A 19,900-nucleotide genomic window follows, 5' to 3' on the forward strand; every position below is an offset into this window, starting at 1 on the left:
TTCTTCCCATTGGCGGACGGACCCGGGGGCCGAGCGGGGTGACGACCGGGTCCGTGGTGCTGTTGTTGCGCAGATGCCCCCGCTCTCCCCCTGGGATGTCGACGCCGGCGCACGCGTCGGGGGTACGGCAGCAGTACCACTGCGGCCCGTTCGGCCGCTCGGGCAGTACTACAGGTTGGTGAGGTCCACCGGGATGAGCGGCTCGCAGCCGTCGCGCAGGACGGTGGCCTCGATGAGGCCGTACGGGCGGTCGGCCGCGTAGTAGACCTCGTTGTCGTTCTTGAGGCCGAAGGGCTCCAGGTCGACGAGGAAGTGGTGCTTGTTCGGCAGCGAGAAGCGGACCTCGTCGATCTCGCTGCGGTGGTTGATGATGCGCGAACCCATCTGGTACAGGGTCTGCTGGAGGGACAGCGAGTAGGTCTCCGCGAAGGCCTGGAGCATGTGCTTCCTGACCTGCTCGTACGACTTCTCCCAGTGCGGCATCCGCTGCTCGTCGTCGGTCCAGTTGAACCGCCAGCGCGCGGACACCTGCGTCGCCAGGATGCGGTCGTACGCCTCCTTGAGCGTCGTGTACCTGTCCTTGACGTAGCCCCAGAACTCGGAGTTCGTCGAGTTCATCACGACCAGGTCCTTGAGGCCGGAGACGACCTCCCACTTCTCACCGTCGAAGGTGACCTGGGTGACCCGGGTCTCCTGGCCCTTGCGCACGAAGGAGTGGTTGACCTCGTCGGCGCCGATGAACCGCGAGTTCGCGTCGGAGGTGGCGATGCGCTCCCAGGCGTACTCCTCGATGCGGATGCGCGCCCGGTGGATCGGCTCCTGCGAGGTCACGAAGTGCCGTGCGAGGTGGATGCCGAACTGCTCGGCGGACTCGATGCCGTGCTCCTTGGCGAAGGCGAACACCGTGTTCTTGGTGGTGTCCGTCGGCAGGACGTTCGCGTTGGAGCCCGAGTAGTGCACGTCGTCCATGTCGCCGCTCAGCGCGACCGAGACGTTCAGGTCCTTGATGTGGTGCGTGTCGCCGTCGCGCGTGATCTTCACGACGCGGTTCTCGGCCTTGCCGTACTGGTTCTGACCCAGCATGGTCATGCGGGCAGGGCGGGATCGGTCGGTCATGTCTGCTAGCTCCCTCGGTAAACGGAGTAGCCGAACGGGTTGAGCAGCAGCGGTACGTGGTAGTGCTCGCCCGGTACGACGGCGAACGTGATCGCCACCTCGGGGAAGAACGCGCCGCTGTCCCGGTTCGCGGGGGCGTCCTGCTGCGCATCGGCTTGCTTCTTCTCGAAGTACGGCTCGACGGCGAAGTCGAGCCGTACGTGGGTCGTCCCCTCCGGCAGCGCCGGCAGGTCCTTGCACCGTCCGTCCGCGTCCGTCGCGGAGCCGCCGAGCGGGCGCCAGTCCGCGTCGCGTCCGCCGCGGGCGGCGAGGCCGACGGCGACGCCCCCGGCGGGGCGGCCGACGCTGGTGTCCAGGATGTGGGTGGACACGGAGGCCGTGCTGTCGGTGCTCATGCCTGCTCTTCCTGTACGAGGGCGGTCAGCCGGATGCGGTTGATCTTGCCCAGCTCGGCGCGGACGATCTCCCGCTCCTGCTCGGGCGCGTTGCCGATGCGCTCCTTGACCGCGTCGCGCATCTGCTCGCCGGTCCGGCCGGTGGCGCAGATGAGGAAGACGTGGCCGAACTTCTCCTGGTACTCCAGGTTCAGTCCGAGCATCTCCGCCTTGAGCTCCTCGGAGGCGCCGGCCATCCCGCGCTGCTCCCGGGAGGAGGTCGGGTCCCCCGGCTTGGGGCGTCCGATCGGCGGGTGTCCGGCCATCGCCTCGGCCAGGTCCGCGGGGGTCAGCTCCGCCATGGCGGCGTCGCTCGCGGCGAGCAGGTCGTCGGCGGTGGCGTAGGGGCGGTGGGCGAGCAGGCGGCGCGCCCAGACCGTGGAGGCGCACGCCTCGTGGAGTTCGGCCAGGGCCGCGTGCTCCTCCAGGGCGTTGAACCGGGCGAGACCGCCAGGTGTCGTACTCGACGTCACGGGAAGCCTCCGTGGCCTTGTGCTGGACGGGCTGCGGATAGCTAACGCCCTCGGAAACACCACGTCAACACTTTGTTGAAAAATCCGGGTAACAAAAAACCGCCGCCCGGACGATACGGGCGGCGGCTCGCCGCGGGCTGCTCCGACACGGCCACGCACGGCGTGTCCGCCCAGGTCAGGGCCTCGTTCCGGTGCCGGGGCTCAGGACTCCTTCTCGCGGTTCAGGTAGTTGTAGACGGTGAAGCGGCTGACGCCGAGCGCGCTCGCGACGGTCTCCACGCCGTGCCGCACCGAGAAGGCGCCGCGCGCTTCCAGGATCCGTACGACCTCCTGCTTGGCCTTGCGGTCCAGCTCCGCCAGGGGCTTGCCCCGCTTGCGCTCCAGGGCGGCCAGGATGTGGTCGAGCGAGTCGGCGAGCTGCGGCAGGCGCACGGCGACGACGTCCGCGCCCTCCCAGGACAGCACGACGTCGTCGGCGCCGGCCTCCTCGGGCGCGAGCATCTCGCCCCCCATGGCGTCGACCAGCGGCTTGACCGCCGTGACGAAGGGGTCGTCCCCGGCCCCGGTCACTTATCGCCCTCCCCGGCGGCGCCGACCACGTTGACCTGGAGCGAGACGCGGGTGGCGCCCGCCTCCAGGGACCTGCGCAGCAGGGCGTCGACGGCGGTGAGCACCTCGTCGGCGGCGCCCTCCGCGGTGTTGCCGAACGGGCCGACGTCGACGGCGTCCAGTTCTGCCGCCTCGATGACCTCACGGGCGACCAGCGCGTGCCGGGGGGCCTCGTCGAGGTCGAAGGGCTCGGTCGTGAACTCCACTCTCAATCGCACGCGCTCAACCTACTGCGCGGTGCCGATTTTCCGGCAGCCCCCTCTTGACAAGCTCCGACACCCGACGGCAATCTTCCATTAAGCAGAAACGAACTTCCGCAATACGGAACATCGATACGGAAGGGAGCGCCGACCCCATGGGATTCGCAGAGCAGCGCTTCAACGTCAACCTGTCGATCCTCTTCACGGAACTCCCGCTCCTGGAGCGCCCCGCGGCCGCCGCCGCGGCGGGCTTCACCGCGGTCGAGCTGTGGTGGCCCTGGGTCGACTCCCCCACCCCCGAGCGGTCCGAGCTCGACGCGCTGAAGAAGGCGATCGAGGACGCGGGCGTCCAGCTGACGGGGCTGAACTTCTACGCCGGGCAGCTGCCCGGCCCCGACCGGGGCGCCCTGTCGCTCCCCGGCACGGAGTCGGAGCGGTTCCGCGCCAACATCGACGTGGCCGCCTCCTTCGCCGAGTCGCTCGGCTGCAAGGCGCTGAACGCCCTGTACGGCAACCGCGTCGACGGCGTGGACCCGGCCGAGCAGGACGCGCTCGCCCTGGAGAACCTGGCCCTGGCCGCGCGGGCCGCCGACCGGATCGGCGCGGTCCTGCTCATCGAGACCCTGAACGCACCCGAGTCGCCGCGCTACCCCCTGGTGTCCGCACCCGCGGGCGTGGCGGTGGCCGACCGGGTGAACGAGGCGACCGGCCTCGGCAACGCCAAGTTCCTCATGGACCTCTACCACCTGTCCATGAACGGCGAGGACCTGCCGTCGGTGATCGAGCGGTACGCCGACCGGACCGGGCACGTACAGATCGCCGACAACCCGGGCCGCGGCGCGCCGGGCACGGGCTCCCTCCCGCTGGAGGACCTGCTCGACCGGCTCGCGAAGGCCGGATACGCCGGCTGGGTCGGCCTGGAGTACAAGCCCGGCGACCGCCCGAGCGCCGAGGCGTTCGACTGGCTGCCCCGCGAGTCCCGCGCGGCCCGCTGACGGCCCCGGGCCCCGGCTCCGGCTCCGGCTCCGGCTCCGGCTCCGGCTCCGGCTCCGGCAGGACCCTTGCGGCCGACCGGCGGCTCCCGGCCCGCTTTCCGGTCCCTCGCGACCGGCCGGCTGCCCCCCGGCTCCGACCTGCCCGGTCGGGGTGTCCGGCCGGACCGCCCGCTCCGCGCACACATCGCGGCAACCCCCAGACGCAGCACAGCAGTAGAGAGGCACCCTCATGAGCAGCACCCTTCCCAAGATCGCCTGGATCGGTCTCGGCATCATGGGCTCCCCCATGTCGGAGAACCTGATCAAGGCCGGCTACGACGTCACCGGCTTCACGCTGGAGCGGGACAAGCTGGACCGGCTGGCCGCGGCCGGCGGCACGGCGGCGGGCTCGATCGCCGAGGCCGTGCGGGACGCGGACGTGGTGATCACAATGGTCCCGGCCTCACCGCAGGTCGAGGCGATCGCGTACGGCCCCGACGGCATCCTGGAGAACGCGCGCTCCGGCGCCCTCCTGGTCGACATGTCCTCCATCACCCCGCAGACCTCGGTGGACCTGGCCAAGGCCGCGAAGGACAAGGGCATCCGCGTCCTGGACGCGCCGGTGTCGGGCGGCGAGGCCGGTGCGATCGAGGCCGTCCTGTCCATCATGGTGGGCGGCGAGCAGGCCGACTTCGACGAGGCCAAGCCGGTCCTGGAGGCGCTCGGCAAGACCATCGTGCTGTGCGGCCCGCACGGTTCGGGCCAGACCGTGAAGGCCGCCAACCAGCTGATCGTCGCCGTGAACATCCAGGCGTGCGCCGAGGCCGTGGTCTTCCTGGAGAAGTCGGGCGTCGACCTGAAGGCCGCCCTCGACGTCCTGAACGGCGGGCTCGCCGGCTCCACCGTGCTGACGCGCAAGAAGGACAACTTCCTGAGCCGCGACTTCAAGCCGGGCTTCCGCATCGACCTGCACCACAAGGACATGGGCATCGTCACGGACGCCGCCCGCAACGTCGGCGCGGCGCTGCCGGTGGGCGCCGTGGTCGCCCAGCTCGTCGCCTCCCTGCGCGCCCAGGGCGACGGTGGCCTGGACCACTCCGCGCTGCTGCGCGCGGTCGAGCGTCTCTCCGGCGCCCAGCTCTGATCGAGAGCATCCCCCGATCTCCGGGCGGTGCCGCCGCTGACACCTGTCCTGTCGCGCCCAGGCGGCGGCACCGCCCGGAACTCTTCACCGATCGCCGGACTTCAACAAACTGTTGACGCCCGGATCGCCCCGAACCTAGGCTCCCACGAAGCGGAAGCAGCTTTCCGCTGCCCCTCGTACGGAAGGTCCACGATGTCGAAGCGCGTGCTTACGACCGAGTCCGGCGCTCCGGTCGCCGACAACCAGAACTCCGCCACCGCCGGCGTCGGCGGCCCGCTCCTCCTCCAGGACCAGCACCTTCTGGAGAAGCTCGCCCGGTTCAACCGTGAGCGCATCCCGGAGCGCGTGGTGCACGCCCGCGGTTCCGGCGCGTACGGCTACTTCGAAGTGACCGACGACGTCACGGACTTCACGTACGCCGACTTCCTGAGCACCGTCGGCAAGCGCACCGAGCTCTTCCTGCGCTTCTCGACCGTGGCCGACAACCTGGGCGGCGCGGACGCGGTGCGCGACCCGCGCGGTTTCGCGGTGAAGTTCTACACCGAGGAGGGCAACTACGACCTCGTCGGCAACAACACCCCGGTCTTCTTCATCAAGGACCCCATCAAGTTCCCCGACTTCATCCACTCCCAGAAGCGCGACCCGTTCACGGGCCGTCAGGAGCCGGACAACGTCTGGGACTTCTGGGCGCACGCCCCCGAGGCCACACACCAGATCACCTGGCTGATGGGCGACCGCGGCATCCCGGCCTCCTACCGCCACATGAACGGCTACGGCTCGCACACCTACCAGTGGACGAACGCCGAGGGCGAGGCCTTCTTCGTCAAGTACCACTTCAAGACGAACCAGGGCATCCGCTGCCTGTCCACCGAGCAGGCCCAGGAGATCGCGGGCAAGGACGCCAACTCCCACCAGACGGACCTGCTCCAGGCCATCGAGCGCGGGGTCAACCCGTCCTGGACCCTGTACGTGCAGCTCATGCCCGCGGCGGAGGCGGCCGACTACCGCTTCAACCCCTTCGACCTCACCAAGGTGTGGCCGCACGCGGACCACCCGCTGCGCCGCGTGGGCCGGCTCGTGCTGGACCGCAACCCCGACAACGTCTTCGCCGAGGTCGAGCAGGCCGCCTTCTCCCCGAACAACTTCGTTCCGGGCATCGGCCCCTCCCCCGACAAGATGCTCCAGGGCCGCCTGTTCGCCTACGCGGACGCGCACCGCTACCGCCTGGGCGTCAACCACACCCAGCTGGCCGTCAACGCCCCGCGGGCGACGGTCGCGGAGAACTACGGCCGCGACGGCCTGATGGCCGCCAACCCGCAGGGCCGCGGCGCCAAGAACTACGAGCCGAACTCCTACGACGGCCCCGTCGAGACCGGCCGCCCGCTGTCGGCGCCGCTCCCCGTCGCCGGCCACACCGGCACGCACGAGGCCCCGCTGCACACCAAGGACGACCACTTCTTCCAGGCGGGCGAGCTGTACCGGCTGATGTCGGCGGACGAGAAGTCCCGGCTGATCGCCAACATCGCCGGCGGCCTCTCCCAGGTCACCCGCGACGACGTCGTCGAGAAGAACCTCGCCCACTTCCACGCCGCCGACCCCGAGTACGGCAAGCGCGTGGAGGAGGCCGTCCGCGCCCTGCGCGAGGACTGAGCCTCCCCCCAGAACGCCCGACAGCCCAGGACCCGGATGAGGGGTGGTCCACCGGCTGCTCCGGGCAGGACGGGGGCCGCGGCGGTGTGCGAGCCAGTGCGGTGGTCAAGGCCCAGGGCCTCCTTCTCGACATGAGGGAAGGAGAGTCCCGGTCCCATCGCATCCGCCGCGGTCTCCCAGCCACACCCCGTCGGGGGGACACCCCGGACCCCGGCACCACAGACTCCGTCCGGCGGCGCGAACGTCCTGTCGCGCCCAGCCTCGCGCCGTCGGACGGCAACAACAGCACAGCTCACCGGCTCGCAGCGCCGGGTACGGACGGTCCCGTACCCGGCGCTGCGCGTCGTGCGCGCGACGGCCGCGCCGAGGTGCGGATCGCGGCTGCGCGCAGCACGCTGGGGGCATGGACCATCCCAGCATCGTCGTGCACGCCCCCGGTCTGGACGGCTCGCGCAGGGTCACCGCGGGTGACGAGGAACTCGGTGCCGCGTCCCACCTCGACGACGTCGTCGAGATCCTGCGCGAGGCGGGCCTGGACGAGACCGAGGTCGAGGAGAGCGACATCATCCAGTGGCAGGGCGGCGGCCCGGACGACTGGCCCGGCCTCTCGGAGCACCCGGCACGCTGAACCCCACGGCGGGGCGCCGGCCGCGTCCGCGGGACCGGGGACCTGGCGTACACCAGCGTGCGTACTTCGCCTACGGAACCCTCAAATCAACCTCTGAACACCGGCGCGAGGTCTTCAACTCCCCCCGCCCGAGGCACATCCTCGCCCTATGAGGCCCGCCGGCACGGGGGCGGCGGGCCTCATGACGGGGGAAGCACCAAGGGAAAGCGCCACCGCACGACGGGGGACGCACCACAGCACCACGGGAGAAGCGCACGGGGGAGCACCACCGCACCACGGGGGAAGCACCACCGCACCACAGCACCACGAGGGAAGCACACGGGGAAGCACACGGGGGCGGGAGCCGCGAGACCTCGCGAATTCCGGGCACGGCGGAAGGGCGGCTCACCGGTGGGTGAGCCGCCCTTCGGCCGTCGTACGGCGGGAACCGCCCGCGTCAGACCTTCAGCGTCCTGATCGCGGTGGGCGCGTGGCCCGGCTCGGTCGCGACCTCCTCGAACTCGACGACCTCGCTGATGTCGTTCGTCCTGCTCATCGCGATGTTGGTGACGCGCTCCAGAACGGCCTCGACGACCACCGGCACCCGGTACTCGGCGGCGAGCTTCTTGGCCTGCTCGAAGGCCGCGCCCAGTTCGGCGGGGTCGGTGACCCGGATCGCCTTGCAGCCGAGCCCCTCGACGACCTTGACGTGGTCGACGCCGTAGACGCCCAGCTCCGGGGAGTTGATGTTCTCGAACTCCAGGTTGACCTGGAAGTTGATGTCCAGGCCGATCTGCGCCTGCCGGATCAGGCCCAGGTAGGCGTTGTTCACCAGGACATGGACGTACGGGATCCGGTGCTGCGCGCCGACGGCCAGCTCCTCGATCATGAACTGGAAGTCGTAGTCGCCGGAGAGCGCCACGACCTGCGCCTCGGGGTCGGCCTTGGCGACGCCGAGCGCGGCGGGGACCGTCCAGCCGAGCGGGCCCGCCTGGCCGCAGTTGATCCAGTGCCGCGGCCGGTAGACGTGCAGCATCTGGGCGCCGGCGATCTGCGACAGGCCGATGGTGGTGACGTACCGGGTCTCGGGGCCGAAGGCCTTGTTCATCTCCTCGTAGACCCGCTGCGGCTTGATCGGGACGTCGTCGAAGTGCGTGCGGCGCTGGAGCGTCGCCTTGCGCTCCTGCGCGGACGCGGCCCACGCGGAACGGTCGGGCAGCCGGCCGGCCGCCTTCAACTCCCGCGCCACCTCCACGAAGAGCTCCAGGGCGGCCTTCGCGTCGGAGGCGATGCCGTAGTCCGGGGCGAAGATCCTGCCGATCTGGGTGGGCTCGACATCGACGTGCACGAACTTCCGGCCGGCCGTGTAGACGTCCAGCCGGCCGGTGTGGCGGTTGGCCCAGCGGTTGCCGATGCCGAGAACGAAGTCGGACTCCAGGAAGGTCGCGTTGCCGTAGCGGTGCGAGGTCTGGAGTCCGACCATGCCGGCGTTCAGCTCGTGGTCGTCGGCCAGGATGCCCCAGCCCATCAGCGTCGGCACGACCGGCGTACCGGTCAACTCGGCGAACTCGACGAGCAGTTCGGAGGCGTCCGCGTTGATCACACCGCCGCCCGCGACGATCAGGGGGCGCTCGGACTCGTTGAGGAGGGTGATCGCCTTCTCGATCTGGGCCCGGGTCGCGGCCGGCTTGTAGACCCCCAGCGGCTCGTACGTCTCCGGGTCGAACTCGATCTCGGTGAGCTGGACGTCGATGGGCAGGTCGATCAGGACCGGGCCCGGACGGCCGGAACGCATCACGTGGAACGCCTGCTGGAAGACGCCGGGGACCTGGGCGGCCTCCAGGACCGTGACCGCCATCTTGGTCACCGGCTTGGCGATCGAGGCGATGTCGACGGCCTGGAAGTCCTCTTTGTGGATCACGGCGGTCGGGGCCTGGCCCGTGATGCACAGGATCGGGATGGAGTCGCCGATGGCGGAGTAGAGGCCGGTGATCATGTCGGTGCCGGCCGGTCCCGACGTCCCGATGCAGACGCCGATGTTGCCCGGGTGGGTCCGGGTGTAACCCTCCGCCATGTGCGAGGCGCCCTCGACGTGCCGGGCCAGGGTGTGACCGATCCCGCCGGAGGCTTTGAGGGCCGCGTAGAAGGGGTTGATCGCCGCGCCGGGGACACCGAACGCGTCACTGACACCCTCGCGCTTGAGGATCTCGACTGCCGCGCGGGCAGCGGTCATACGAGCCATGGAGTACTCCTGCTTCGGCTGGCGGATTCGCGCTCCCGTCGCGCCCCTCGGAGAGCCGTGTGATCCGTGTGGACCCCGCATCAGGAACTCACAGGAATTCCGTATTGCGGAAACTAACTTCTACTATCTGGAAGCAATGTAAGTGGCGTGCGGACGGGCCGTCAAGGGTGGTCCGGGTGCCGGGCCGTGCGGTGCGCCGTGGCGCGATCCGGCCCCCGCCGTCTGGCTGTTTCGCTGCCGGGAGGGCATCCGCTGGAGGACGATGGGGACGCTGTCCCGACGCCACGTCTGTCCGACGCCCCGTCTGTCCTGGAGTGGGCCATGGCCGAGAGCGTGCCGGTGCGGTGCCCGGCCTGCCGCCGCGAGCACCTCTACGCCGCGCCGTCCTACCCGTGCGTGTGCGGTGCGCCCGTGACGCCCTCGCTCGATCCCGGCCCCGGCGCCGGGCCGGTCGCCGTCACCCACCGCACCTGGGACGAGGACTGGGTCGCCGTCCGCTGCGGTGCCTGCGGCCGCGTGCACGAGTGGCCCCACCCGGAGCTGGCCTGCCCGTGCGGCACGGCCCTGCGGATCCCGGTGACTCCCGTTGAACGCCGGGAGGGCGCCGGGGAGTCCGCGGGGAGGTCCGCGGAGAGCGGTGAGGGCGAGGGTGCCGATACGGGTACCGGCACCGGGAGCGGTACGGGCACCGGGCCTGGGGTGGGGCCGCCCGGTGAGACGGGTACCGGGAGCGGTACGGGCGCTGACAGCGGCGCCGGTACTGGGATGAGCACGGGCACTGGCGCTGGTGCGGGTGCGGGTGCGGGTGTCGACACCGGTACCGACACTGGTGCCGGTGCTACCAGCACGGGCACGGGCGCTGGAGCTGGTCCTGATACCGGTGCTGGTAGCGACACTGGTACCGATGCCGGTGCTGGCGTCGACACCGGTACCGACACTGGGGCTGGTGTTGGTGCTACCAGCACTGGCACTGGAGCTGGTGCTGGTAGCGACACTGGTACCGGTGCCGCTGCTGGCGTCGACACCGGTACCGACACTGGGGCCGGTGCTGGTACCGACACTGGTACCGGTGCTGCGAGCGCCGCGGGTACCAGCACAAGCGCCCGTACAGGCCCCGGCACCGATGCTGGTACCGGTGCTGATTCAGGTACCGATACCGATACCGATACCGGCACCGGCACCGGCACCGATACCGGTACCGGCGCGAACGCCCAGCCGCGCGGCGGCACCACCAGCGGCACCGGCACCGGCATCACGGGCGTGGGCGCCGGTACCGGTATCGGCACCCCCAGGACCGTGCCGTCGGCCGCCGCATCCCCCTCCTCTGGCCGGGCCCGGCGCGGTCCGCTCCCCCGGGTCGCCGCCCGCGCCCGGCGTGCCGCGTTCCAGCCCGTCACCATCCGGACGGCCAGGGACGCCGTCACCGCCGCCGCCCTCTATCTCAGGTGGCTCGGGTACGAGGACATCCGGCGGGCCGACCAGCGGCCCCCGTCGGGGATCGGCATCGCGGCCCGGGGCGTCGTGGCGCAGGTCGACCCGACCGTGCGCCCGGCGTCCGTGCGGGACGTGGAGTGCCTGTGGCTGACGGCCATGACGGAGTCGGCGGAGTGCGTGTACTTCTCGCTCGCCGGTTTCGCGGACGACGCCCGGGACCGCGCCGACGACCTGCGCGTCGCGCTCTTCGTCCTCGACCTGACGGGCACACCGCAGCCGGTCAACGGCAGCGCCGACGAGCTGGTCGCGGCGCGGCCCTGACGGCGGGGGCCCGGGCCGGCCCCCGCACGAACGCGGGCCGCCCCGGGACGCGGGGCGCTAGGCCCCGTACCCCTGGCGCAGCTCGATCTTGCGGACCTTCCCCGACACCGTCATGGGGAAGGACTCCAGGACGCGCAGCGCGCTGGGGATCTTGTAGTGCGCCAACTGCCCCTCGCAGAAGGCCCGCAGCTCCTCCAGCGTGAGCGGGTCGCCCGGGTCGCGGGGGATGACGCAGGCGAGCACCTCCTCGCCGTAACGTTCGTGCGGCACGCCGACGACCTGGACGTCGGCGATCTTCGGGTGCGCGTAGAGGAACTCCTCGATCTCGCGCGGGTAGATGTTCTCGCCACCCCGGATGATCATGTCCTTGATGCGGCCGACGATCTCGACGTAACCGTCCTCGCGCATCACGGCCAGGTCCCCGGTGTGCATCCAGCGGCCCGGGTCGACGGCCTCCGCGGTCTTCTCGGGCTCGTCCCAGTAGCCGAGCATGACGCTGTAGCCGCGGGTGCACAGCTCGCCCGCCGTGCCGCGCGGCAGCGTCACCCCGTCGACGGGGTCCACGATCTTCACCTCGATGTGCGGCAGGACCCGGCCGACCGTGCCCGTGCGGTGCTCCAGGTCGTCGTCCCGGCGGGTCTGCAGCGACACCGGCGAGGTCTCGGTCATGCCGTAGCAGATGGACACCTCCGCCATGTGCATCTCGGCGACCACCCGCTTCATCACCTCGACCGGGCAGGGCGAGCCCGCCATGATCCCGGTGCGCAGGGACGACAGGTCGTACGCGGCGAAGTCGGGGAGATTCAGTTCCGCGATGAACATGGTCGGCACGCCGTACAGCGAGGTGCAGCGCTCCTGCTGCACCGCCCGCAGCGTCGCCGCCGGGTCGAAGGACGGCGCCGGGATGACGATGCAGGCGCCGTGCGAGGTGGCACCGAGGTTTCCCATGACCATGCCGAAGCAGTGGTAGAAGGGCACGGGCAGGCAGACCCGGTCCTGTTCGGTGTATCCGACCGTACGGCCCACCCAGTAACCGTTGTTGAGGATGTTGTGGTGGGAGAGCGTGGCACCCTTGGGGAAGCCCGTGGTGCCCGAGGTGTATTGGATGTTGACCGGGTCGTCGCAGCTCAACTCGGCTGCCACGGAGGCCAGTCGGTCCTGCGGCACCGAGGCCGCCGCCGCCGTCAGCGCGTCCCAGGACGGGTCGCCGATGTAGACGGTCTCGCGCAGTTCGGGGCACTTCTCGCGGACCTGCCGGACCAGGGCGCGGTAGTCGCTGCCCTTGTGCGCCAGTGAGGCGATCAGGACCGAGATCCCCGCCTGCTTCAGGACGTACTCGACCTCGTGCGCGCGGTAGGCCGGGTTGATGTTGACCATGATCGCGCCGATGCGGGCGGTGGCGTACTGGACGAGGACCCACTCGGGGCAGTTCACCGCCCAGATGCCCACCCGGTCGCCCTTGAGCACGCCCTTGCCGAGCAGCCCGCGCGCCACCTCGTCGACGGCCGCGCCGAACTCGGCGTACGTCCAGCGGCGCCCGGACTCCACGTCGACGAGCGCGTCCCGCCCGGGGTGGGCGGCGACCGCCCGGTCCAGGTTGGCGCCGATGGTGTCGCCGAGCAGCGGTGTCGTACTGGTGCCGTGCGCGTAACTCGCTTCAGTCGGTGCGGAGTTCGTCATCGGAAGTCCTCCTCGCGGTACTCCGCGGCGGAACCCGCGGCGGTGGCCTCGCGCAGTTCGATCCGGCGGATCTTGCCGGACACCGTCTTGGGCAGCGCGCCGAACTCCAGCCGGCGGATGCGCTTGTAGGGAGCGAGGACCGTGCGCGAGTGCTCGAAGAGCGCCTTCGCGGTGTCCGGGCCCGGTTCCCAGCCCTCCGCCGTCACGATGTACGCCTTGGGGACGGCGAGCCGCAGCTCGTCGGGGGCGGGGACGACGGCCGCCTCCGCCACCGCCTCGTGCTCCAGCAGGGCGCTCTCCAGCTCGAACGGGGAGATCTTGTAGTCGCTGGCCTTGAACACGTCGTCGGCCCGGCCCACGTACGTGATGTAGCCGTCGTCGTCGCGGGAGCCGATGTCGCCGGTGCGGTAGTAGCCGCCCGCCATGACCTCGGCGGTCCGGTCGGCGTCACCGTGGTAGCCGGTCATCAGGCCCACCGGACGGTTGGAGAGGTCCAGCGCGATCTCGCCCTCCGGCACCCCGGGGGCACCGGACACCGGGTCGAGCAGCTCGACTCGGAAGCCCGGGCTGGGCCGGCCCATCGAGCCGGATTTCAGCGGCTGACCGGGGCTGTTGGAGACCTGGACCGCCGTCTCGGTCTGCCCGAAACCGTCCCGGACGGTCACGCCCCAGGCGCGCCGCACCTGCTCGATGACCTCGGGGTTGAGGGGCTCCCCGGCGGCGAGTGCCTCGCGCGGCGGGGTGCGCAGCCGGCCCAGGTCGGACTGGATGAGCATGCGCCACACGGTCGGCGGGGCGCAGAAGGTCGTGACGCCGGCGGCGTCCATCTCCGCCATCAGGCGGCCCGCGTCGAAGCGGGTGTAGTTGTGGATGAAGACGGTCGCCTCCGCGTTCCACGGGGCGAAGAGGTTCGACCAGGCGTGCTTGGCCCAGCCGGGCGAGGAGATGTTCAGGTGCACGTCACCGGGGCGCAGCCCGATCCAGTACATGGTGGCGAGGTGGCCGATCGGGTACGAGGTGTGCGTGTGCTCGACCAGCTTGGGCCGGGCGGTGGTGCCCGAGGTGAAGTAGAGCATCAGGGGGTCGTCCGACCGGGTCGGCCCCTCGGGCTCGAACGCGGCGGGGGCCTCGTACGCCTCCTCGTAGCGCAGCCAGCCGCCCTCCTCGTACGACGCGGGCCGCCCGGGCGGGCCGCCGACCGCGATCCGGGTGTAGTCGCCGGGCACGTCGGCGAACTTGCCGGTGTCCTCCGCCCGGACGAGTACCTGCCGGACCCGGCCGCGCTCGACGCGGTCGCGCAGATCGGCGGGGCCGAGCAGCGGGGTCGCCGGGATGACGACCGCGCGCAGCTTCATCGCGGCCAGGGCGGTCTCCCACAGCTCGACCTGGTTGCCGAGCATCACGAGGATGCGGTCCTCCGCGCCGACGCCCTGGGCGCGCAGCCAGTTCGCGGCCCGGTCGGAGCGCTCGGACATCTCGGCGAAGGACACCTGGACGCGGGTGCCGTCCTCCTCGACGAGGTGCAGGGCCGTCCGCTCGTTGTCGCGCGCGATGACGTCGAACCAGTCGAGCGCCCAGTTGAAGTACTCCGGGCGGGGCCACTCGAACCCCGCGTAGGCGGCCGCGTAGTCCTCGCGGTGCGCCAGCAGGAAGTCCCGTGCGGTCCGGAACCCGTCCGTCGCGCTCGTCTTCGCCGTCATGTGTCCTCCTCGTTGCCGGACAGCCACCTAACATCGTGTAATCCGTGATGCAGGTCTCACCACCCCCGAACGGGGGTGCGCCGCGATGAAGGGGCGAGGACGTGGCAGCTGACGCAGCCGAGGCGGTCGAGATGCGTGGTGCGCTGATGCGGCTGCGGCGTACGACGGGGCTGCCGGTCGCCTTCGGCGGCCTGTTCGAGCCGGGACGCCGGCAGGTGCGCATCAGCGTACTCAGCGGCACGGCGACGCCGGCGCTCAGCGCTCTCGCGGTGTCCTCCGGCAACGGCCTGGGCGGCAAGGCAGTCGCCCTCGCCCGGCCGTGCGCGGTCACGGACTACTCGTCGTCGCGGCAGATCAGCCACGAGTACGACGTCGCGGTCGCCACGGAGGGGCTGCGCTCCGTCCTGGCCGTGCCCGTGGTGGTACGGCGCCGGGTGCGCGGCGTCCTGTACGGCGCCCTGCGGACGGCCCGGCCGCTCGGCGACCGGACGCTGGCTGCGGCGGTGGAGGCGGCGCGGGACCTGGAGCAGGCACTGGTCGTCCGGGACGAGGCGCGGAGCCTGCTGGCCGCCGTCCGGGTGCCGGACGCGGCGTCCGGGGCGGCGTGGGAGGAGGTCCGGGAGGCGCACGGCGCCCTGCGGGCCCTGGCGCCGCGGGTGGAGGACCCGGCGCTGCGGGCCGAGCTGCTGCGGGCCTGCGGGCGGCTGGCCCGGGCGGCGTCGCCGGAACCGGCCGGGGCTCCCGCAGCCTCCGCTCCTGGGCTGGCCGCCCGGGAGGTCGACGTCCTGGCCTGCGTGGCGGCGGGCGCGACCAACGCGGCGGCGGCCGAGCGGCTCGGACTCCGCCCGGAGACCGTCAAAAGCTACTTGCGCTCAGCCATGCGCAAGCTGGGCGCCCACACCCGCACGGAGGCGGTCGTCGCGGCACGACGGGCGGGGCTGCTGCCGTAGTCGTCGCCGTACACCTCCCCGAGCGCCGGTGCGCGCATCGGCGGCGGCCGGAATGGGGCCCTCGGCGACCCCGGCGACCCGGGGCAGACGCCGCCGATCTCGCCGAGCGCGGCGTCGGCCGCGTCGGCGTCCGGCAGGCGGGTCGGCGCCCTTCGGACGTGGGAGCAGGCGCCGCATCAGTCGCCAGGCGCGGGCGTCAGCGGCGGACGAGGTGTCAGGCCGTCAATCTCATTCACACCTGGCTGACTTGGCCGGTGCGGGCGTCGGCAGCGGCAGACGGACCGGTGCCCATCGGACACGGAGGAGGTGCCATCCTTCCCAGGCGCGGGCGTCGGCAGCGGGCCGGGGTGGCACCCCCGGCAACCCGGCACCGACGCCCGAGCAGGCGCCGTATCCATCGCCAGGCGCGGGCGTCGGCCGCCCAGGTGACATGACCCTGGGCGGGCGCACCTCGCCACGTGGACGCATGCGCTGGCGTCTTCTGCGGCGGAGTCTGCGCCCGCAAGGACGCCGGGACAGGCCCGTGGACCCCGTCGGACGCGTGGGCCGCGGCGCACGGTCGGCGTCCGGGGAGGCCCCGGCCGTCAGCGTCGGCCGAAGCCGAGGCCGCCAGGGCAGCAGCCTCCGCGAGCTGCGGGACGCGGGGAGCGCCGGACGCCGGGAGCCCGGGACGCGAGACCGGGAGCGTCGGCCAGGTATCCGGTGTCCGTGAGCGGGGAGACAGGCCCCGCGAGGGCCGGGCCCCGCGAGGGCCCGAGCGTCGGCCGAGAAGCCGGCGTCCGAGGCCGAGAACCGGCACCGCCGGACGGGGCCCGCGTCCGTTGCGGGATGTCTTCATTCATGGCGCTCGGCGGTGAAATGCCGTATGCCGCGCCCTGTAATTTCCCTCACCTCGTCGACCGGCCGGTTTTCGAGGGTTCCTTGCCTAATATTGGCCGGACGCGACGCAGGAGGGAGCGGTGACCGTGACAGGGGACTTCCAGGAGCCCGCGCGGCCCCGCTCCGACCTGGTCATCGGCCGGGAGGACGTCTTCGCCGACGCCCGCACCCAGCTCTCCCGGGGCGGCAGCGTGCTGGTCCACGGGCCCGCCGGAATAGGCAAGTCGACCGTCTTGCGGGCCCTGGCCGCGGAATACGCCGGTGCCGCCCGCACCGTCCTGCGCTGCTCGGCCACCGAGTCCGAATCCCACCTCCCCTTCCTCGCCCTCGCCGACCTCCTCGGACTGGTCGTCGACGAGGTGTCCGACGCGCTGCCCGCCCCGCAGCGCACCGCCCTGGAGTCCGCGCTCACCGGCCGCGGCGAGTCCACCCTGCAGCGCGACGGCCTGGCCCTGCGCCTCGCGGTGCTGTCCGCGTTCCGGGCCCTGGCCGCCCGGGGCCCCCTGCTCATCGTCGCCGACGACCTCCAGTGGCTGGATCCCGCCAGCATCGAACTGCTCGGGTTCGCCGCCCGCCGCCTGGGCGAGATGCCGGTCCGCATGCTGTGCGCGGTGCGCACGGAAACGGAGGTCGAGACCCAAGGGCACGACCTCCATCTACGCGCGTTGCCCCCGGACACCCTGGCCGTCCGCGTCGGCGCGCTCTCCCGCACGCAGGTCGCGGAACTGCTCGACCGCCGCGGCTACACAGGGCTACCCCGCTCGGCCGTGCGGGACATCCACCGCACCAGCGGCGGCAACCCGCTCTTCGCGCTGGAGCTCGGCCGCGCCCTGGCCGAGAACCCGACGCCCCCGCAACCGGGCGAGCCGCTCCCGGTGCCGACGTCGCTGCGCGCGCTGGTGCTCCACCGCATCGGCATGCTGCCCGCCGAGGCCCGCCGCACGCTGCTCGTCGCCAGCGCGGGCGCCCGCCCGACCCAGGCGCTGCTGCGCGCCGCGGGCCGTGAGAACGCCGAGACGGAGACCGCGTCGGCCGCCGCGCTCGGCCTGCTGGCCCCGGAGCGGGAGGGCCCCGGCATCCGGTTCGCGCACCCCCTCATCTCGGCCGCCGTGTACGCCGAGGCCACCCCGCAGGAGCGGCGCGCCGCCCACACCGCCCTGTCCACGGCGGCCTCCGACCCCATCGAACGGGCCCGGCACCTCGCCCTTGCCACGACCGGCACCGACGCGCGGGTGGCGGCCCGGCTGGGTGAGGCGGCGGCCGCGGCCCGGGACCGCGGCGCCCCCTCGGTCGCCGCGGGACTGGGGCTGCTGGCCGCCCGGCACACGCCGCAGGACACCTCCCCCGGCCCGGACGAGCGCCGGTTGCAGGCGGCGGAGGACGCGCTGACCGCCGGCGAGACCGACCTCGCCCGGGACATCGCCCGCGAGGTCCTCGGCCGCGCCACCGGGGCCGCCGATCGCGTACGGGCCTGGATGGTGGTCATCGACGCGGCCGGGCAGGCCATGGCCGAGGTCGACGCGGTCTTCCCTCAGGCCCTCGCCGACGCGGGCGACGATCCGGGGCTCCTCGCGCTTGTGCGCTACCAACTGGCCTGGCGGGCGCTGCTGTTGGAGGGCGAGATGGCGAAGGGCCGCGAGGAGGCGGCACGCGCCGCCGAGCTGGCCGAACGTGCCGGGGACCGGCGCACCGAGCTGCTCGCGCTCGCCTTCCAGGCCCAGATGGAGACCCTGATGGGGCACTCCGACGCGCCCGCGACCATCAAGCGGGCCATGCGCGAGCCGCAGGACCCCCGGGTGGCGTGCGACCACAACGGGGCCGGCGCGGCCCGCTTCCGCTGGCTGGTCATGGGCGACCAGCTCGCGGAGGCACGGACGACGATCACCGCCCTGCTGCGCGAGGTGCGGCGGCGCGGGATGGTCGAGAGCGAGGTGCACTTCGTGCGCGGGCTCGCCGAGACGGAGTTGCGGGCCGGGCACTGCGGCCGTGCCCTCGACCTCGCCAGGGAGAGCCTGCGGCTGGCCCGCGACACCGGGATCGGGGAGGCCGCCACCGCCATGGTCGCCTCCCTCGCGGAAGCCGCGGGTGGCGATCTGGACCAGGCCCTCGCGCTGGCCCGGGAGGCGGTGGAGCGCGCCGAGGAGGACAGCGACCTCATCTACCTCTCGCGCGCGCTGGGCGCCCTCGGGCACGCCCACCTGGTGGCGGGGGACGCGCCGGAGTGCGTCCGCGCGCTGCGCCGGGTCAGGGAGCTGGAGGAGAGTCTCGGGGTCACCGATCCCGCGCGCGGCCGCTGGCACGGGGACCTCGCGGAGGCGCTGGTCAGGATCGGTGAGCCGGCGGAGGCCCAGGACGTCATCGACACGACGCGCGTCCGGGCGCTGCGTCTCGGGCGGGAGAGCGTGCTCGCGGTGCTCGACCGGGCCGAGGCCCTGGCGCGTGCGGCACGCGGCGACACGGCCGCCGCGGTACGGCAGTTGACGTCGGCGCAGGACCGGCTCGCCCGGCTCGGCCACGGACTGGAGGAGGCGCGGGCCGCGTACGCCCTCGCCGGACTGCGCGCGCACCGGCCCGGGTCGGCCGCGTACGACGAGGCGGTACGGCTGTTCCGGCGGTGCCGCGCGCTGCCGTGGCTGCGCCGGGCGGAGAAGGCCGCCGCCGCGAACCCGGCCCGGGTCGCCCCGGCGACCGCCTCCGTGGCCCTCGACGCGCTGGCCGCGACGGAACGCCAGGTCGCCGCCCTCGTGATGGAGGGCGCCACCAACCGCGAGATCGCGGGCCGCCTGTTCATCAGCGTCAAGACGGTCGAGGCGACCCTCACCCGGGTCTACCGGAAGCTGGGGATCCGGTCGCGGGTGGACATCGTGCGCCTGGCGGCCGGGGGCCGCAGCGGGTGAAACGCCGCTCGCGGGGATGGACATCGTCCGGCCGGCGACCTGGAGCCGGAGGCCGCGGCGGATGAACCGCCGCTCACACGTGGACATCGTCCCCCCGGCGACCAGAGGCCCCAGCGGGCCAGCCGCCGGGCCGCCCACCGTATCGACTCCCGTACAGCGCTCCGGCCACCCCCGAGGTGAACTCCGGCATTCCCACTAGCACTTGCCCCCGTCCGTCCGCTGCGTGGACTTCCCCGGACCGTCCGTTCGGGCGCTTCCGTGCCCGCCTGCGGGATGCGTCCCGGCGGGCCCCCGGCCGGTGGAGGTTTGCGCGGCGCGACCGAGGGTTTTCCCTTCCCCGGCTCGCCTAGGGGCTTCCCCCCTTGGGGAGCCCGGGTGGCTGCTCCTAGCGTGAGGGCGTGCCGCTCGCCGGGGCACGGAGCACCGGCCCGCCGGGGCCCCGCCCTGGCGTCCCCCCACCGGCCGACGAGGAGACCCGTGTCCAGGTTTGACCGCGGGATTCGGGTCAACTCGCTGCGTGAACAGATTTCCTGAGTACCCCTCAGGCATGAACCGGGGGGCGTCGCGGGCCTCCACGAGCGGCCCGCGAC

At 72.4% G+C, this 19,900-nt stretch carries 14 protein-coding genes and 2 pseudogenes; 8 read left to right on the plus strand and 8 right to left on the minus strand.

Annotated features, from left to right (window positions below; all coding sequences use genetic code 11):
* Positions 1-168: 168 nt before the first annotated feature.
* The 5 genes from pucL to ACWGIS_RS14905 form a co-directional block, all read right to left on the minus strand.
* A complete protein-coding gene (pucL, locus tag ACWGIS_RS14885) occupies positions 169-1,116 on the minus strand; it encodes a factor-independent urate hydroxylase (protein WP_453362805.1) in 948 nt (315 codons plus the stop codon).
* 5 nt (positions 1,117-1,121) lie between these two features.
* Complete coding sequence (uraH, locus tag ACWGIS_RS14890; protein WP_453362806.1) at positions 1,122-1,511, minus strand: hydroxyisourate hydrolase; 390 nt, start codon at positions 1,509-1,511, stop codon at positions 1,122-1,124.
* Complete coding sequence (uraD, locus tag ACWGIS_RS14895) at positions 1,508-2,023, minus strand: 2-oxo-4-hydroxy-4-carboxy-5-ureidoimidazoline decarboxylase (protein WP_453362807.1); 516 nt, start codon at positions 2,021-2,023, stop codon at positions 1,508-1,510. Before uraD ends, uraH begins: the two co-directional genes overlap by 4 nt.
* 201 nt (positions 2,024-2,224) lie before the next feature.
* Positions 2,225-2,593 carry a helix-turn-helix domain-containing protein gene (locus tag ACWGIS_RS14900; RefSeq protein WP_453362808.1) on the minus strand — a complete coding sequence of 123 codons (369 nt, stop codon included), beginning with the start codon at positions 2,591-2,593 and terminating at the stop codon, positions 2,225-2,227.
* Positions 2,590-2,850 carry a hypothetical protein gene (locus ACWGIS_RS14905; RefSeq protein WP_183117073.1) on the minus strand — a complete coding sequence of 87 codons (261 nt, stop codon included), beginning with the start codon at positions 2,848-2,850 and terminating at the stop codon, positions 2,590-2,592. Before ACWGIS_RS14905 ends, ACWGIS_RS14900 begins: the two co-directional genes overlap by 4 nt.
* Before the next feature lie 137 nt (positions 2,851-2,987).
* Between ACWGIS_RS14905 and ACWGIS_RS14910 the strand changes: the two genes are divergently transcribed.
* The 4 genes from ACWGIS_RS14910 (at position 2,988) to ACWGIS_RS14925 (ending at position 7,228) form a co-directional block, all read left to right on the plus strand.
* The gene (locus ACWGIS_RS14910) at positions 2,988-3,827 is read left to right on the plus strand and encodes a TIM barrel protein (protein ID WP_453362809.1); all 840 of its coding nucleotides are present in this window, start codon (positions 2,988-2,990) and stop codon (positions 3,825-3,827) included.
* A gap of 229 nt (positions 3,828-4,056) precedes the next feature.
* Entirely contained in the window at positions 4,057-4,950 is an 894-nt protein-coding gene (locus ACWGIS_RS14915; RefSeq protein ID WP_453362810.1) for a 2-hydroxy-3-oxopropionate reductase, read from the plus strand.
* A gap of 192 nt (positions 4,951-5,142) precedes the next feature.
* Complete coding sequence (locus ACWGIS_RS14920; protein ID WP_453362811.1) at positions 5,143-6,600, plus strand: catalase; 1,458 nt, start codon at positions 5,143-5,145, stop codon at positions 6,598-6,600.
* Positions 6,601-7,003: 403 nt separating this feature from the next.
* Positions 7,004-7,228, plus strand: a complete 225-nt coding sequence (locus tag ACWGIS_RS14925; RefSeq protein ID WP_453362812.1) for a hypothetical protein — start codon at positions 7,004-7,006, stop codon at positions 7,226-7,228.
* A gap of 436 nt (positions 7,229-7,664) precedes the next feature.
* Here the strand turns inward: ACWGIS_RS14925 and gcl are convergent, their stop codons facing one another.
* On the minus strand, positions 7,665-9,449 hold the full coding sequence (gene gcl, locus ACWGIS_RS14930) for a glyoxylate carboligase (RefSeq protein ID WP_453362813.1): 1,785 nt from the start codon (positions 9,447-9,449) through the stop codon (positions 7,665-7,667).
* 321 nt (positions 9,450-9,770) lie between these two features.
* On the opposite strand from gcl, the pseudogene ACWGIS_RS14935 reads away from it, so the two are divergent.
* A pseudogene (locus tag ACWGIS_RS14935) lies at positions 9,771-10,031 on the plus strand (hypothetical protein); the annotation flags it as partial.
* A gap of 774 nt (positions 10,032-10,805) precedes the next feature.
* Positions 10,806-11,204 (plus strand): annotated as a pseudogene (locus tag ACWGIS_RS14940) (hypothetical protein); the annotation flags it as partial.
* Positions 11,205-11,261: 57 nt separating this feature from the next.
* Here the strand turns inward: ACWGIS_RS14940 and ACWGIS_RS14945 are convergent.
* Positions 11,262-12,884: an AMP-binding protein gene (locus ACWGIS_RS14945; RefSeq protein WP_453362814.1), complete on the minus strand. Its 1,623-nt coding sequence runs from the start codon at positions 12,882-12,884 to the stop codon at positions 11,262-11,264.
* Entirely contained in the window at positions 12,881-14,584 is a 1,704-nt protein-coding gene (locus ACWGIS_RS14950) for an AMP-binding protein (RefSeq protein WP_453362815.1), read from the minus strand. The genes ACWGIS_RS14945 and ACWGIS_RS14950 overlap by 4 nt, the downstream gene beginning before the upstream one ends.
* A 101-nt stretch (positions 14,585-14,685) precedes the next feature.
* On the opposite strand from ACWGIS_RS14950, the gene ACWGIS_RS14955 reads away from it, so the two are divergent.
* Positions 14,686-15,534, plus strand: a complete 849-nt coding sequence (locus tag ACWGIS_RS14955; RefSeq protein ID WP_453362816.1) for a response regulator transcription factor — start codon at positions 14,686-14,688, stop codon at positions 15,532-15,534.
* 959 nt (positions 15,535-16,493) lie between these two features.
* Complete coding sequence (locus ACWGIS_RS14960; protein WP_453362817.1) at positions 16,494-19,310, plus strand: ATP-binding protein; 2,817 nt, start codon at positions 16,494-16,496, stop codon at positions 19,308-19,310.
* Positions 19,311-19,900 lie beyond the last annotated feature (590 nt).

The sequence above is a fragment of the Streptomyces sp. NPDC054842 genome (genome assembly GCF_053611025.1).